At 74.1% G+C, this 13,999-nt stretch carries 13 protein-coding genes; 7 read left to right on the top strand and 6 right to left on the bottom strand.

All coding sequences use genetic code 11. The features are described 5' to 3' along the window. Positions 1–74: 74 nt before the first annotated feature. Positions 75–1,520, top strand: coding sequence for a PepSY-associated TM helix domain-containing protein (locus ACQEVM_RS27375; protein WP_433083325.1), 1,446 nt, complete (start codon positions 75–77; stop codon positions 1,518–1,520). 129 nt (positions 1,521–1,649) lie between these two features. Here the strand turns inward: ACQEVM_RS27375 and ACQEVM_RS27370 are convergent, their stop codons facing one another. From ACQEVM_RS27370 to glnII, 3 genes are all read right to left on the bottom strand, one after another. Then, positions 1,650–2,249: a winged helix-turn-helix domain-containing protein gene (locus tag ACQEVM_RS27370; RefSeq protein ID WP_433083323.1), complete on the bottom strand. Its 600-nt coding sequence runs from the start codon at positions 2,247–2,249 to the stop codon at positions 1,650–1,652. Between the two features lie 360 nt (positions 2,250–2,609). After that, positions 2,610–3,533, bottom strand: a complete 924-nt coding sequence (locus ACQEVM_RS27365; RefSeq protein WP_433083321.1) for a DUF6891 domain-containing protein — start codon at positions 3,531–3,533, stop codon at positions 2,610–2,612. Between the two features lie 124 nt (positions 3,534–3,657). Further along, on the bottom strand, positions 3,658–4,677 hold the full coding sequence (gene glnII / locus ACQEVM_RS27360) for a glutamine synthetase (protein ID WP_433083319.1): 1,020 nt from the start codon (positions 4,675–4,677) through the stop codon (positions 3,658–3,660). A gap of 311 nt (positions 4,678–4,988) precedes the next feature. On the opposite strand from glnII, the gene ACQEVM_RS27355 reads away from it, so the two are divergent. Next, positions 4,989–5,894 carry a Gfo/Idh/MocA family protein gene (locus tag ACQEVM_RS27355; protein ID WP_433085405.1) on the top strand — a complete coding sequence of 302 codons (906 nt, stop codon included), beginning with the start codon at positions 4,989–4,991 and terminating at the stop codon, positions 5,892–5,894. A gap of 284 nt (positions 5,895–6,178) precedes the next feature. Here ACQEVM_RS27355 and ACQEVM_RS27350 read toward each other — a convergent pair whose 3' ends face one another. Then, positions 6,179–6,550 carry an ArsC/Spx/MgsR family protein gene (locus ACQEVM_RS27350; RefSeq protein ID WP_433083317.1) on the bottom strand — a complete coding sequence of 124 codons (372 nt, stop codon included), beginning with the start codon at positions 6,548–6,550 and terminating at the stop codon, positions 6,179–6,181. Between the two features lie 118 nt (positions 6,551–6,668). On the opposite strand from ACQEVM_RS27350, the gene ACQEVM_RS27345 reads away from it, so the two are divergent. Further along, positions 6,669–6,923, top strand: a complete 255-nt coding sequence (locus tag ACQEVM_RS27345) for a hypothetical protein (protein ID WP_053676109.1) — start codon at positions 6,669–6,671, stop codon at positions 6,921–6,923. An 89-nt stretch (positions 6,924–7,012) separates the two neighbouring features. Here the strand turns inward: ACQEVM_RS27345 and ACQEVM_RS27340 are convergent, their stop codons facing one another. Then, positions 7,013–8,098, bottom strand: a complete 1,086-nt coding sequence (locus tag ACQEVM_RS27340; RefSeq protein ID WP_433083315.1) for a PP2C family protein-serine/threonine phosphatase — start codon at positions 8,096–8,098, stop codon at positions 7,013–7,015. Positions 8,099–8,149: 51 nt separating this feature from the next. Here ACQEVM_RS27340 and ACQEVM_RS27335 point away from each other — a divergent pair, with 51 nt between their 5' ends. The 3 genes from ACQEVM_RS27335 to ACQEVM_RS27325 all read left to right on the top strand — a co-directional run bounded on the left by ACQEVM_RS27335 (position 8,150) and on the right by ACQEVM_RS27325 (position 11,373). Beyond that, positions 8,150–8,884, top strand: a complete 735-nt coding sequence (locus ACQEVM_RS27335) for a VIT1/CCC1 transporter family protein (RefSeq protein ID WP_433083313.1) — start codon at positions 8,150–8,152, stop codon at positions 8,882–8,884. A 120-nt stretch (positions 8,885–9,004) separates the two neighbouring features. Further along, a complete protein-coding gene (locus ACQEVM_RS27330) occupies positions 9,005–9,895 on the top strand; it encodes a TIGR01777 family oxidoreductase (RefSeq protein ID WP_433083311.1) in 891 nt (296 codons plus the stop codon). A gap of 215 nt (positions 9,896–10,110) precedes the next feature. Beyond that, entirely contained in the window at positions 10,111–11,373 is a 1,263-nt protein-coding gene (locus ACQEVM_RS27325) for an FAD-dependent oxidoreductase (protein ID WP_433083309.1), read from the top strand. A 101-nt stretch (positions 11,374–11,474) separates the two neighbouring features. On the opposite strand, the gene ACQEVM_RS27320 is transcribed toward ACQEVM_RS27325, so the two are convergent. After that, positions 11,475–12,914: a regulator gene (locus ACQEVM_RS27320; RefSeq protein ID WP_351383652.1), complete on the bottom strand. Its 1,440-nt coding sequence runs from the start codon at positions 12,912–12,914 to the stop codon at positions 11,475–11,477. Positions 12,915–13,184: 270 nt separating this feature from the next. Here ACQEVM_RS27320 and lipB point away from each other — a divergent pair, with 270 nt between their 5' ends. Next, positions 13,185–13,982 (top strand): lipoyl(octanoyl) transferase LipB, encoded by a 798-nt coding sequence (gene lipB / locus ACQEVM_RS27315; protein WP_433083307.1) that lies wholly within the window; start codon positions 13,185–13,187, stop codon positions 13,980–13,982. The last annotated feature ends 17 nt before the right edge of the window (positions 13,983–13,999 follow it).

Below are 13,999 nucleotides of genomic sequence, written 5' to 3'. Positions count from 1 at the left end.
CCGGCGCACCCTCCTCGGTGAGGGGCGAGACCCGGGGGTCCTCACCCATGTCTTCGCCAACACCTAGGACCGACATGTCCCTCGACGAGCTTCAGGACGCCCCCGCACGGGGCGCCGAGGTGCCACCCCGACACACCGCCGGAGGCTGGACCGCGTTGCGGCCACTGCTCCTGCGGATGCACTTCTACGCCGGGCTGCTGATCGCCCCGCTGCTGTTCATCGCCGCCGCCACCGGGCTGCTCTACGCCGCCTCCTGGCAGGCCGAGAAGATCGTCTACGCCGACGAGCTGACCGTCCCCCGCGTGGGCGAGCGCGCCCTGCCGCTGAGCACCCAGGTCCGGGCCGCCCGGGAGGCGGAGCCCGGGGGAGAGGTCACGGCCGTCTGGCCCGCACCCGACGCCGACGACACCACCCGAGTGATCATGGAGAAGAAGGGGCTCGCGGAGGGCGAGACCCTGACCGTGTTCGTCGACCCGTACACCGCCGACGTGCGCGGGCAGCTCACCACCGCCGGCGACGCGCTGCCGCTGCGGGCCTGGCTGAGCGAGTTCCACTCCAGCCTCCGGCTCGGCGAGTTCGGCCGGAACTACAGCGAACTGGCCGCCAGCTGGCTCTGGGTGGTCGCCCTGGGCGGGCTCGCCCTGTGGGTCGGACGCCGGCGCGCCCGCCCGGCACGGCTCGTCCTCCCGGACCGGTCCGCCACCGGCCGCCGCCGGACCCTGTCCTGGCACGGCACGGTCGGCCTGTGGGCCGTGGCCAGCCTCGTCGTCCTCTCCGCGACCGGCCTGACCTGGTCGAAGTACGCCGGCGAGAACATCGGGCAGCTCCAGGACCGCCTCGGCGGGGCCACCCCGTCCGTCACCGCCACGCTGGGCGGCGCCGGCGCCGCCGGCGGGGCGGACGAACACGCCGGGCACGTCATGACCGACGGCATGGAGATGCCCCCGCCGGCGCCGACCGCGGACGTGGGCATCGACAAGGCCGTCGCCGCGGCCCGGGCCGCCGGCGTGACCGAGGACCTGCGCGTGACCCTGCCCGCCCAGGGCAAGGGCTACGTCGTCAAGGAGACGGACAAGCAGGTGCCGGTGCACCTGGACGCCGTCGCCGTGGACCCGGCCGACGGCACGGTCATGGACGAACTGCGCTTCGCGGACCACCCCCTGCTCGCGAAGATGACCCGCTTCGGCATCGACCTGCACATGGGCCTGACCTTCGGTCTCGCCAACCAGATCGCGCTGGCGGCGCTCGCCGTCGCGGTGATGTTCCTGGTCTTCTGGGGCTACCGCATGTGGTGGATGCGCCGGCCCACGAAGGACCGCAGGCTGTCGGTCGGCCGCGCGCAACCGCGCGGGGCCTGGCGACGGTTGCCCGCGACGACGCTGCTGCCGCTCGCCGCGGTGACGGCGGTGGTGGGCTGGTTCGTGCCGATGCTCGGGGTCAGCCTCTCGGCGTTCCTGCTGCTCGACGTCGCGCTGGGATTCCTGGCGCGCCGCCGGGCGGGATCGGCGACGGGCGCGTAACCCCGGTCGGTTCGGGCCCCGACGCCACGACGGGTCGGGGCCCGGACCGGGACGTGCGACGACCGCGGGACCGCACTCCCCCTCGCGCGTACGGGCCCGCGGTCGGGCGGCGGGTCTGCGCCCTGCGGCTCACGGGGCGTACTTGTAGCCCACGCGGCGCACCGTCTGGATCGCGCCCCGGTGGGCCGTGCCCAGCTTGCGGCGCAGTCGGGCGATGTGGACGTCGACGGTACGGCCGTCGCCCACGTGCCCGTAACCCCAGACGGTGGTGACCAACTGGTCCCGGCTGTGCACCCGGTGCGGGTGCGCCACCAGGTGGGCCAGCAGCTCGAACTCCAGGTACGTGAGGTCCAGCACCGTGCCGTCGACCTCGGCGGTGCGCTGCGCCGGGTCGATCCGGACCAGCGCGTCACCGGTGGCTGTGGGCGCCGCGGTCGGGCCGGCCGAGGGCGCCCCGGCGCGGGTCGGGGCGGGGACGGAGTGCGGGGAGAAGGCGATCGGCTGCTGGTCGGCCGGTACGAGGACCAGGTAGCCGACCATCGGCGGCTGCCCCGGCAGGGTCGGCAGCGTGTGCTGGGGCGCGGGCAGCCAGGTGGCGCCCGGCGGGAGCAGGTCCACCACCCGGGCCACCTCGTCACGGTCCACGGCCCGCAGTCGGTGGCGCGGACCGGGCGGGAAGGTCAGGGGAGCGGCGGAGGAGGCGGACGTGAGGGTACGGGGGTTCGTCATGAGTGGTCAGCTCTTTCACGCGGAGTGGTCGGCAGGAGACGTGCGTACGTCGTCGATGTCGTACCGCGCAGACCGAAGGCCTCGGGGAGGTCGTCCGGGAGAGGTCCCGGGAGGCTTTAGAGGGCCGGCGCGTTCTTCGCGCGGCAACACACCCGGTCGAAATCATGATCCTGACGGGAAGGCCAGAACGGCTCGAGGTCGCTGCGACCTGACGAGGTGTACGAGACGTACGAGTGGCTGGCCATGACGTCATTCAAGCAGACGTACGGGGCCCCGGGCAGGCCCCGTCTCACTCCATGGATCGAAATCCCACATCCCGGGACGTCGGCGTGAACAAGGTGCCACCATCACGACAAATCGTCAGCCGGTGAGGCGCTTTCGCCAGTCCGTGCCGGTCACGCGGATCGCGTCCCCGGCCGAGCCGTCCCAGGCCCACCGGAGCCCGGCCGCGTCCAACGCGGCCACCACCTCCCGGCCCACCGAGACCGTCTCCTCGTCGCCCGCGTCGAAGGCCCCGTAGTACAGGTGCAGATCGTGGCCGGCCGCGACGCTCTCCGTGCACTGGGTGTGGAAGAAGACGAACCCGCGCGCGTCCCCCTCGCGTTCCTCCCGGATCTCCCCCTGGCCGCAGTTGCGGCAACAGGTGAAGTTCTCCCGGGCGGTGACGCCGCCGGAGTCCAGGGCCGCGAAGGCGCGGGTCAGCCGCTCCGGATCCGTCTCGCCGACCCAGGCGGCCTGCTCCGCGACCCGCTCCCGCCAGAGCCGGTACACCAGCACGCGGGCCTGCGGTGTGGACACGGGCCGGACGCCGTCCTTCACCAGGTAGTCCTCGGCGTGCTCGATCAGCTCCGAGATCCCGTCGTAGCCGCACCGCAGGACGAACCGGATCCGTTCCTCCAGGCACTCGCGCACGGAGTCCTCCAGGGCCGGCGGCTCCGGCTCGACGGGAAGCGCCGGCCGCTCCCACGCCGGGCCGAGTTCCCAGCCCTTCTCCTGCCGGGCCCAGCCGGCCATCACCCGCCCGACCTCCTCCGGCGTGGTCAGGTACGTCTGGAAGTGCCGGTCGGCGGAGCCCTCGCGGTACTCCAACTGGTACGAGCGGGCGTCGGAGTCGCCCGCCTCGTGCCACACCTGGATGAACACCTCCGGGTCGGAGGTGTGCCGCTCCACGACGAGGAAACGGTCACCCGGGGCGCCGATGCGTTCCAGCAGTTCGGCCATGTCGCGTGAGGAGGGGCGGTCGTGGGTGTCGCCGCGCTCGGTCCTGATTCTGATGGGGAGCATGGGCACACCGTGCCAGAGGGCACCGACAGCGACGCCCGCCGGGCCTGGTGGCCCGGCGGGCGCCGTCGTGCGTGCGGTGATCCGACCCGGAGCCGGCCGGGGCGGACAGGGCCGGGACAGGGCCTCAGAGCAGGCCGTCCTTCTCCAGGGCGGTGCAGCAGGTGTCCGTGATGAGGCGGGTCACCACGTACGGGTCCACGTTGGCGTTCGGCCGGCGGTCCTCGATGTAGCCCTTGCCGTCCTTCTCGACCTGCCACGGGATGCGCACCGAGGCGCCGCGGTCGGAGACCCCGTAGCTGAACTCGTTCCACGGGGCGGTCTCGTGCAGGCCCGTCAGGCGCTCGTCGATGCCGGCGCCGTAGTTCTTGACGTGGTCGAGCGGCTTGCTGCCCTCGCCCAGGGACTCGCACGCCGAGATGATCGCGCGGTAGTCCTCGCGCATCGCCTTCGTGGAGAAGTTGGTGTGGGCGCCCGCGCCGTTCCAGTCGCCCTTGACCGGCTTCGGGTTCAGCGTCGCGGAGACGTTGAAGTCCTCGGCCGTGCGGTAGAGCAGCCAGCGCGCGATCCACAGCTGGTCGGAGACCTCCAGCGGGCCGACGGGACCGACCTGGAACTCCCACTGGCCGGGCATGACCTCGGCGTTGATGCCGGAGATGCTCAGGCCGGCCACGAGGCAGTGGTCGAGGTGCTTCTCGACGATGTCGCGACCGAAGATCTCGTCCGAGCCGACGCCGCAGTAGTAGCCGCCCTGGGCGGCGGGGAAGCCGTTGACCGGGAAGCCGAGCGGACGGGCGCCGTCGAAGAAGGTGTACTCCTGCTCGATGCCGAAGATCGGCTCCTGGCCGGCGAACTTCTCGGCGATCGGGCGGAGCAGTGCGCGCGTGTTCGACTGGTGGGGGGTCATGTCGATGTTCATGACCTCGCACAGGACGAGGACGTCGTCGCCGCCGCGGATCGGGTCCGGGCAGGAGAACACCGGCTGCAGCACGCGGTCGGAGGCGTGCCCCTCGGCCTGGTTGGTGCTCGATCCGTCGAAGCCCCAGATCGGCAGCGCGTCGCCGTCGGCGAGGATCCGCGTCTTGGAGCGAAGCTTGGCCGTCGGCTCCGTGCCGTCGATCCAGATGTACTCAGCCTTGTAGCTCACGGGCCCCATCCTTCGGTGCGTCGCTCCGGCGCAGACTCTGCGGGTGTCGAGTTCGCGGCGCTGCGCGTGCGGTGCTGCGGTTTCTGCCGCCGGCTCGCCGGTCGCGGCGCTGCGATTGCGTGCTGCGGTGATGACCGCAGAGTGCCCCCGCGCGATTTCTCTTCCGTTGCCCGTGTGTGAACCCCGTGTTACCGAGATGTGCGCCGCAGGTGGGAACGGCCGTGCGGGTCGGCGATGGCACACCCGTCCGAGTGCGGCACACTGAACGGGTGAGCATTTCGTACGATGTGAACGCCGCCGGTGACTCCTCCGTGGACGCCGCCGACAGCCCCCGACCCCGGGTCGGCCTGCTGGGCACCGGCCCCTGGGCCCAACGCACCCATGCTCCCGCCCTCGCCGCGCACACCGGCGCCGACTTCGTCGGCGTGTGGGGCAGGCGCCCCGAGGCGGCGGCCGAAATCGCCCGCGCCCACGGCGTGAAGGTGTACGAAGACCCCGACGAACTGTTCGCCGACTGTGACGTCGCGGCGTTCGCCCTGCCGCCCGACGTGCAGGCTCCGCTCGCGGTCCGTGCCGCCGCCGCCGGATGCCACCTGCTGCTCGACAAGCCCGTCGCGACGACGGTGGAGGACGCCTCGGCCGTGGCCGCCGCAGCGGCCGAGCACGAGGTCGCCTCCGTCGTCTTCCTGACGCTCCGCTTCGCCCAACCGACCGCCGGGTGGGTCGAGGAGCAGACCGGGCGCTCCGGCTGGTTCACCGCCTCCGCCCACTGGCTCGGCGCCCTCTACCCGCCCGACGGGACCCCCGGCGGTCACCCCGACTCGCCCTGGCGCAAGGCCAAGGGCGGACTGTGGGACGTCGGACCGCACGCCCTGTCCGTGCTGATCCCGGTGCTCGGCGACGTCACCGCCGTCTCCGCCACCCGGGGCCCCTCCGACGTGGTGCAACTGGCCCTGCGCCACGCCTCGGGCGCCGCCAGCACCGCCGTGCTCAGTCTGGGCGCGCCGCGGGCGGCCGCCGGGGTGGGGCTGGAACTGCGCGGAGCCGAGGGAATCTTCGACCTGCCCGAGTGGAGCGACGTGCCCGGCGCCTACGGCCGGGCGCTCGACGCGCTGCTCACGGCGGCCCGCACGGGCGAGCCGGACGCGCGGGACGCGGGGTTCGGGCTCCGGCTGACGGAGATCCTGGCCGAGGCGGAGCGCCGGTTGGGCGCGTGAGGGGAGGGGGCGGGGGCCTGGTCCCGTTCGTCCCCTCGCCCCTCCGCGGGACACGCCCTCGCGGCGGGGCCCGGATCGCGGCCCGGGGCGGCACCTGCGCGCGCGTGCGGGCGGACTCCACCGTCCACCGGTGAGTCCAGGTTCCCGCTCGGTCTCCAGGGCCTGCTCGACTGCCCGGGGTCCCGCCCACCACTCGATGCCGCTCACGGCGGCCGACGCGATCACCCGCCCGCCGACGGAGGCTTGAGCCGGCCCGTCGGATCGCGCCCGCCGGCCCGGCCGGCTCAGGCCTTGCGGGACATGGCCTCGCGCACGGCCTCGTCGGTGCGGGCGATCACGGCCGTGCCGTCCTCGGCGGTGATGATCGGGCGCTGGATCAGCTTCGGGTGCGCCGCCAGGTGGGCGATCCACCGGCCTCGCGCGGCGTCCGTCGCCTCGCGCGGCAGCTCCGGTACCCCGCTCTCGCGGGCCATCGGGTCGGAGGTGCGCGTGATGTCCCAGGGCTCCAGCCCGAGGCGGTCCAGCACCTCGCGGATCTCGGCCTCGGACGGCACGTCCTCCAGGTACCGGCGCACCGTGTAGTCGGCGCCCTCCGCGTCCAGCAGGGTCAGCGCGGCGCGGCACTTGGAACAGGCGGGATTGATCCAGATCTCCATGCGCCCAAGCCTAACGAGGCGTCGCGCCGGGCCGGTCTGGCCAGGGGCTTTTGTCAGTGCCCCCCGGTAAAATCGAAGGAGCACGACAGGAAGCCAACTACCGTTTGGGAGGCTGTAGATGGCCGCTGCCGCGATCATTTCGATGCCCAAGAAGAAGCCGCTGCCTGCGGGGCTGCCCCGCGAGTGGTACGAGAGCCACAACCGCCGCCTGAAGGCGATGCGGCTGGCGATATCGCTGCTCGACACCGGGACCTACGACGCTCGACGCGCCACGAACCGCAAGATCCGGACGATGGCGGTGCGGGTGGGGATCCACCGGCCGTCCAACGTGACCTGCAAAATGGTGCGCGCCTTCATCCGCGACGTCGGCTGACGTTCGACGCCGGCTCCGGGGACCGCGACGCCGCGACCCCCGGAGCCGGCAGGGTCTGGGCTCTGCCGATCCCGGCCACGGCACGCCCGTCACGTTTCCATGGCCGGCAGGGACAGCAGCAGGACCGCCACGTCGTCGCTCGGGCCGCCCGCCGTGAAGGCCTCCAGGTCCCGCCACACCGCCCGTACGAGACCCTCGGGGTCGTTGGCCAGCACCGGGATCCGGGAGGCCAGCGGGTAGAAGTCGCCGTCCTCGTCGCGGGCCTCGGTCACGCCGTCCGTGTGGGCGAGCAGCCGGTCGCCCGGCAGCAGCGGGACCTCGGCGACCTTCGGGAGTTCGGGCACGGTCAGGCCCAGGCCCAGCGGGGGCCCCGGCTCCACGTCCAGTTCCGCGGTCGTGAAGCCGCGGAGCAACAGCACGGGCGGATGCCCGCACGACACGATCCGTACGAGATCCAGTCCGGGCGGGAACTCCAGCAGCACCGCCGTCGCGAACAGCTCCGCGTGCCGGATCGAGGCCGCGGCCGCGTCGGCCACCAGCCGCCGGTCCAGCCGGGCCGCGACCGTCGCCAGCTCGGGATCGTCCAGGACCGCCTCGCGGAAGGCGCCGAGCAGCGCGGCCACCGTTCCGACCGCCGCCAGACCGTGCCCCTGGACGTCGGCCACCACCGCCCGAACCCCGTACGGCCCGGCCCGTACGTCGTACAGGTCGCCGCCGACCAGCGTGCCGCGCTGCGCCGCCCGGTACAGACCGGAGCAGTGCACCGGACCCACCTGGTCCGGTACCGGTGGCAGCACCGCGAGCTGGGCCGCCTCGGCGACGGTCCGCACGCTGACCAGCTGGTCGTCGCGACGCCGTCGCACGAAGGAGATCACCACGCTGAGCAGACCGACGAAGGCCACGGTGGCCAGGTCCGTGCCCCGGGCGTTGGCCACGCCGAGCTGGGGGACGCCGAGCAGGACGAGGACCAGTACGGCGAACGCGCAGGTTCCCAGGGGGCCGTACGAGAACGCGGCCACCGCGGGCAGGGCCGCGAGGAAGTACCCCAGCTCCGCGCCGGGGGTCAGCCACTGCGCGCAGCACAGCACCACCACGGCCACGGCGGGCGCAAGCCGGGCCCAGCGGGGCGGGGGCGTCCCGTGCAGCCGGCCGGAGTCCTCGAGTCCGCGTCTCACCCCTCCACCCTGATCCCGGCCGGCCGGGGGCGCACCCCGGGTGGGCGCCGGATGGCCTCGCGCGGTCCGCCCGGCGACAGTGGTGCGGTGACCGAATCGGCGGGCGCGCGGAGCGCGGAGATCAGCACCCGGCTCAACTGGCTCAGGGCGGGGGTCCTGGGCGCCAACGACGGGATCATCTCCACGGCGGGCCTGGTGGTGGGCGTGGCCGGGGCGACGACCTCGCGCGCGGCGATCCTGACGGCGGGAGTGGCCGGGCTGCTGGCGGGGGCGCTGTCGATGGCGGCGGGGGAGTACGTGTCGGTCAGCTCGCAGCGGGACTCGGAACGCGCCGCCCTGGCCGTGGAGCGGCGGGAGCTGGCGGACGAGCCGGAGGCGGAGCTGGCGGAGCTGACGGACCTGCTCGCGGCGCGCGGCCTGAGCCGGGACCTCGCCCGGGAGGCCGCCGAACAGCTGACGGAACGCGACGCCCTGCGGGCGCACGCCCGGGTGGAGCTGGGGATCGACCCGGACGAGCTGGTCAACCCCTGGCACGCGGCCCTCGCGAGCCTGCTCTCCTTCACGGTGGGGGCGCTGCTCCCGCTCCTGGCGATCGTCCTGCCGCAGCCGTCGGCACGGGTACCGGTGACGGTGGCGGCCGTGCTGGCGGCGCTGACCCTGTGCGGGCTGGTCAGCGCCCGCCTGGGCGGCGCCCCCGCGGCGCGGGCGGTGCTGCGCAACGTGGCCGGCGGCGCGGTGGCGATGGCCGTCACCTACGCCGTGGGCACCTGGATCGGCGGCACCTGACCCGACCGGACCGCCCGGATCCGTCCCCGGACCACCCCGGCGCGGCCCGCCCGGTGGATCCCCGGGCGCCACGCCCCGGGTCGCCCGTGCACGGGCGCGACCTGCGGGCAGACTGGCGCCATGCGCATCGCGGTCACCGGAGCATCCGGCCTCATCGGCAAGGTCCTCGTACGGTCCCTCCAAGTGGACGGCCACGAGGTGGTGCGCTTCGTGCGCCGCCCCGCCGCCGCCCCGGACGAGGCGACCTGGGACCCGCGGCGCGGGTACGTGGATCCCGCCGCCCTGGTCGGCTGCGGCGCCGTCGTCCACCTGGCCGGGGCCGGTGTCGGCGACCACCGATGGACGGCCGCGTACAAGAGGGAGATCCGCGACAGCCGTGTCCTCGGCACCGCCGCCATCGCCCGAGCCGTCGCCGACATGGCCGAGCCGCCGCCGGTCCTCGTCAGTGGAAGCGCCGTCGGCTACTACGGCGACACCGGCGACCGCGTCGTCGACGAGGACGCCCCGGCGGGGGAGGGCTTCCTGCCCTCCGTCTGCGTGGAGTGGGAGGCGGCCGCCGCGCCGGCCCGGGACGCCGGGATCCGTACGGTCTTCGCCCGCACCGGCCTGGTCGTCGCCGCCGACGGCGGGGCGTGGGGCCGGTTGTTCCCCGTCTTCCGGGCCGGCGTCGGCGGTCGGCTCGGCAACGGCCGCCAGTACTGGTCGCACATCTCGATGCACGACGAGGTCGCCGCCCTGCGCCACCTGATCACCGCGTCCGGGGTGTCCGGTCCGGTGAACCTGACGGCCCCCGAGCCGAGGACCAACCGTGAGGTGACGGCGGCGATGGGGCGGGTGCTGCACCGCCCGACGGTGTGCGCCGTGCCGGCGCCCGTCATGCGCGTCGTCCTCGGCGAGTTCGCCGAGGACGTGCTGGGAAGTCAGCGGGTGCGTCCCACGAAGCTGTTGGAGTCCGGGTTCGTGTTCCGCCACCCGGGGATCGACGACTCGATCAGGGCCGCGCTGGCCTAGGGCCGGCGGCCCGGGGCCCGGGGCCCGGGGCCCGGGGCCCCGGGCCCCGGCGGCTCGGGGGAGCACCCTTCGCTCACGTGCGACCGTTTGTGACCCGAATGCGACCGCTGTGCGACCGGAGTTGTGCGCAATACGGCATCGAACTCGGGTTCTGCCGGAGTCCGTTGGGGGAAGGAGGAACCCCACACAGCCGCGCCGACCTCGGGGAGGGGCACGTGCTCAGCAGCGCACACCATGCAGACGTCGTCATCGTGGGAGCCGGAGTCTCAGGACTCGCGGCGGCACACCATCTGATCGCCGCGGGCGTCACGGTCACCGTCCTGGAGGCCGCGGACGACCCCGGCGGTCGGATGGCCACCGAGTCGGTCGACGGCTTCCGGCTCGACCGGACCGGCCAGCTCCTCAACACCTCGTACACCGAACCGTCCCGTACCCCGGGCCTGGAGGCGCTCGTCCTGCGGTCCTTCGCACCCGGGGTCCTCATCCGGGGAGCCGACGGCAAACAGCAGCGTGCCGGGGCCCTCACCCCCGCCCGCGCCCTCGCCGGCGGCTCCCTCGACCAGGCCCGGCTCAGCGCCGCGCTCGGCCGGCTCGCCGCCCTGCCCGTGGAGCGCCTGCTCGCCCGGCCCGAACGCACCGCGACGGCCGCCCTGCGCACCCGCGGCCTGCCGCCGCGCACGGTCAACGGCGTACTGCGCCCCCTGCTCGCCACCCTGCTCCGCGACCCGGAGCTCACCACCTCCAGCCGGGTCGCCGACCTGGCCCTGCGCGGATTCGCCCGAGGCCGGCTCGCCGTGCCCGAGGGCGGCGCCGCGAGCCTGCCCGACCTGCTCGCCGCCGCCCTGCCGCCCGGCACCGTACGGACCGGGGTGCGGGTCCGCACGGTGGCGACGAACCTCGTCACCACCGAGGGGCACGGCGACTTCAGCTGCCGTTCCGTCGTGCTCGCCACCGGTGCCCGCGCCGCCGCCGACCTGCTGCCGGGGCTGCGGGTGCCGGACTTCCACGAGGTCACCGTCATCCACCACGGCACCGCCGTCCCGCTGCCGTGGGACGGCTCCCTGCTCCTGGACGCCGACCCGAAGTGGCCGCTCGCCCACACCACCGTGATGAGCGCGGTCGACCCGACGCGGGCTCCCGCCGGGCGCAGCCTCGTCACCACCACCGTGCACGGACCGCCGCCGCCCATCCGCACGGTCGCCTCCCGGCTCGCCCGGCTCTACGACACCTCCACCCGGGACTGGGAGCCGCTCGCCGTCCACCACACCCCCGAGGCCGTCCCGGCCATGCCCCCGCCACACGACCTGCGGCGCCCGGTACGGGTCGTGGCCGGGCTGTACGTGTGCGGCGACCACCGCGACTCCAACACCGTCCAGGGGGCCCTGCACTCCGCCCGACGCGCGAGCACGGCCGTCCTGCGCGACTTCGGCATCCCGGTGCCGGCCGCCCCGGAACGATCCATTCCGGTGGCGGCCTGAGCCGGTCCCGCCCGGCCGCGCCCCCGGAGGGCCCGGCCCCCGGTGACCGGGGGCCGGGCCCTCCCGCGCCCCCCCGTGACCGGGGCCGGGCGCCGGTCCGCTCAGGCCAGCGCGGCGACCCGGTCCCGGTAGGTCCGCACCGCCGAGGCGTCCCGGTACGGCTCCAGCCGCCGCTCGAAGTCCCGTACGTACTCCACCGCGCGCGCCGACCGCATCTCCATCGCCTGCTGCGCCGCCTCCGCGCCCAACGCGCACGCCTGGTCCAGCTCACCGAGCCCCAGCCGGGCCGTGGCCAGCACCACCCTGCAGAACAGCCGCGAACGCGCGTGGCCGGGCGCCCGCAACTGGAGCGAGCGCTCCGCGTGCTGCGCCGAGGCCCGGTACTGCTGGAGATCCCGGTGGCAGTGGCCGAACTCGTCCGCCAACTGCGCCTCGTCGTAGAAGCGGGCCCAGTGCGGCACGTCGTCCCCCGGCCGGGCCGCGCCCAGCGCCCGCTCCGCCCGCACCAGCGAGGCCGTCGAGGCCCGCACCTCGCCCAGCACCGCGTGCCCCCGCGCCTCCGCCGAGTGCAGCAACGCCTGTACCACCGGCGGCGGCCCGGAACCCACGCCCTGCTGGGCGACCCGGGCGAGCTGCACCGCCTCCCGCCCGTGCCCCAGGTAGACGGCCTGCCGGCTCATCGTGACCAGCACGTACGACCCGTACGGCCGGTCGGCGGCGGCCTGCGACAGCCGTAGTGCCTGCACGAAGTACCGCTGGGCCAGCCCGTGCGCGGCGATGTCGTACGAGGTCCACCCCGCAAGCCGGGTCAGGTCGGCGGCGGCCGCGAACAGCCTGCGCCCGGTGGTCTCCCCGTACGTGCCCCGCAGCATCGGCTCCGCCTCATGCTCCAGGTACCGCACCAACGCCTGCCGGGCGTGCCCGCCGCCGTAGGTGTCGTCCAGGGTCCGGAACAGTTCGCTCACCGACCGCAGCGCCGCGATGTCCCCGCCCGTCACCCGCTGGCCGGGCGCCCGGTCGATCTGCCGCTGGCGGGGCACGGCCGTCCGGCCCTGCGTCGGGACCCGGGAGCCGGCGGGCTCCGCGCCCCGCCCGACCCGTTCGTCGGCCCGGCCGATCAGCCAGTCCCGACTGGGCACCACCAGACCGGCCGGGGTGAAGGCGATCTTGCGCAGCTCGGCGTGCGACCCGGAGTCCTTGCGCCACAGCCCGCTCGCGATGTCCACGGCCTCCTCGGGGGTGGCCGCGAACTCCAGCCCCGCGTAGACGGGCGCGCACGCGTCGAGCCCCAGGTCCTGGGCCGACAGCCGCCGCCCGAGGCGCCGGGTGAAGACCTCCGCGATCAGCGCGGGGGTCGTCCCGCGGGGTTGCTGGCCGCGCAGCCACCGGGTCACGGACGTCTTGTCGTACCGCAGATCGAGACCGTGCTCCAGGCCGAGCTGGTCGACGCGGCGGGCGAGACCGGCGTTGGAGAACCCGGCTTCCGCGATCAGCGCCGAGAGTTGCCGGTTGGGGACGCGCTGGGCTGGTCGTTCCGTCATCGGCTCCACGGTTTCCTGACGTGAAAGACCGGAGTCCCGGCCCTGTGAACGGCGTGAATGTAGCGGCGAACTTCGCCCGCACCGCCCCCTCTGTCCCACATTCATCCGATCGTGTGCAGAACCTGTGGGGTCCTTTACGGATCGGCACGCTCCGCCCGTATGGGCGATGACCGGGGCGATCGTCGGGGCCCTGAGGGGCCGCTTTCGGCCGGCCGTACCCTTGGCTGGTGCGATGCGTGCACACAGCAGGTTCAACGAGGAGGCGCTGCGGTGACTGAGCTTCGGTTTGTCCATCTGGGCTTCGGGCCGGAATTCGTCGAGTACACCGAGGCCTGGGACGAGCAGCGCCGGGTGCACGCCGCCCGCTTCGCGGACGAGATCGAGGACACCTGCCTGCTGCTGGAGCACCGGCCCGTCTACACGGCCGGCCGGCGCACCGCCGACAACGAGCGGCCGCTGGACGGCACGCCGGTCGTGGACGTGGACCGGGGCGGAAAGATCACCTGGCACGGCCCGGGCCAGCTCGTCGGCTACCCGATCATGAAGCTGCCGCGCCCCGTGGACGTGGTCGCCCACGTCCGCCGGCTGGAGGACGCGCTGATCAGGACCGCCGCCGAGTTCGGTCTGGAGACCACCCGGATCGAGGGCCGCAGCGGCGTCTGGGTGCTCGGCGACCCCGTCGAGGACCGGCCGAGCATCGGCGGACTCTCGCTCGACCTCGATCCCCGGATGCACGACGACGAGTTCGACGCCCGGCTGAACGGCCCCGAGTACGCCCCGTCCAACGCGGGACAGCGCCGCGAGGACCGCAAGCTCGCCGCCATCGGCATCCGGGTCGCCAAGGGCGTCACCATGCACGGGTTCGCGATCAACGTGAATCCGGACAACACCTGGTTCGACCGGATCGTCCCCTGCGGCATCCGGGACGCCGGTGTGACCTCGCTCTCGTACGAACTGGGCCGGGAGATCACCATCGCCCAGGTCGTGCCCGTCATCGAGCGGCACCTCAAGGACGTCCTGGAGCAGGCGGAGCTCCGGCCGAGGGAGATCGAGCACGCCGCCGGCTGACGGCGCGGGGAATGCGT

This window comes from Streptomyces sp. CA-243310, assembly GCF_050936775.1.
In the GTDB taxonomy this organism is placed as follows: Bacteria; Actinomycetota; Actinomycetes; order Streptomycetales; family Streptomycetaceae; genus Streptomyces.
The sequence above is the reverse complement of the archived record's forward strand: the minus strand, read 5'-3'. Positions and strand labels throughout refer to the sequence as shown.

What these genes read in the sequence shown, in the direction of transcription:
- ACQEVM_RS27345 (WP_053676109.1), top strand. Translation starts at nt 6,669, where the DNA reads ATGGCCGCTGCCGCGATCATTTCGATGCCCAAGAAGAAGCCGCTGCCT.
- ACQEVM_RS27370 (WP_433083323.1), bottom strand. Translation starts at nt 2,249, where the DNA reads ATGACGAACCCCCGTACCCTCACGTCCGCCTCCTCCGCCGCTCCCCTG.
- ACQEVM_RS27375 (WP_433083325.1), top strand. Translation starts at nt 75, where the DNA reads ATGTCCCTCGACGAGCTTCAGGACGCCCCCGCACGGGGCGCCGAGGTG.
- ACQEVM_RS27335 (WP_433083313.1), top strand. Translation starts at nt 8,150, where the DNA reads ATGGCCTCGCGCGGTCCGCCCGGCGACAGTGGTGCGGTGACCGAATCG.
- ACQEVM_RS27350 (WP_433083317.1), bottom strand. Translation starts at nt 6,550, where the DNA reads ATGGAGATCTGGATCAATCCCGCCTGTTCCAAGTGCCGCGCCGCGCTG.
- ACQEVM_RS27330 (WP_433083311.1), top strand. Translation starts at nt 9,005, where the DNA reads ATGCGCATCGCGGTCACCGGAGCATCCGGCCTCATCGGCAAGGTCCTC.
- ACQEVM_RS27320 (WP_351383652.1), bottom strand. Translation starts at nt 12,914, where the DNA reads ATGACGGAACGACCAGCCCAGCGCGTCCCCAACCGGCAACTCTCGGCG.
- ACQEVM_RS27365 (WP_433083321.1), bottom strand. Translation starts at nt 3,533, where the DNA reads ATGCTCCCCATCAGAATCAGGACCGAGCGCGGCGACACCCACGACCGC.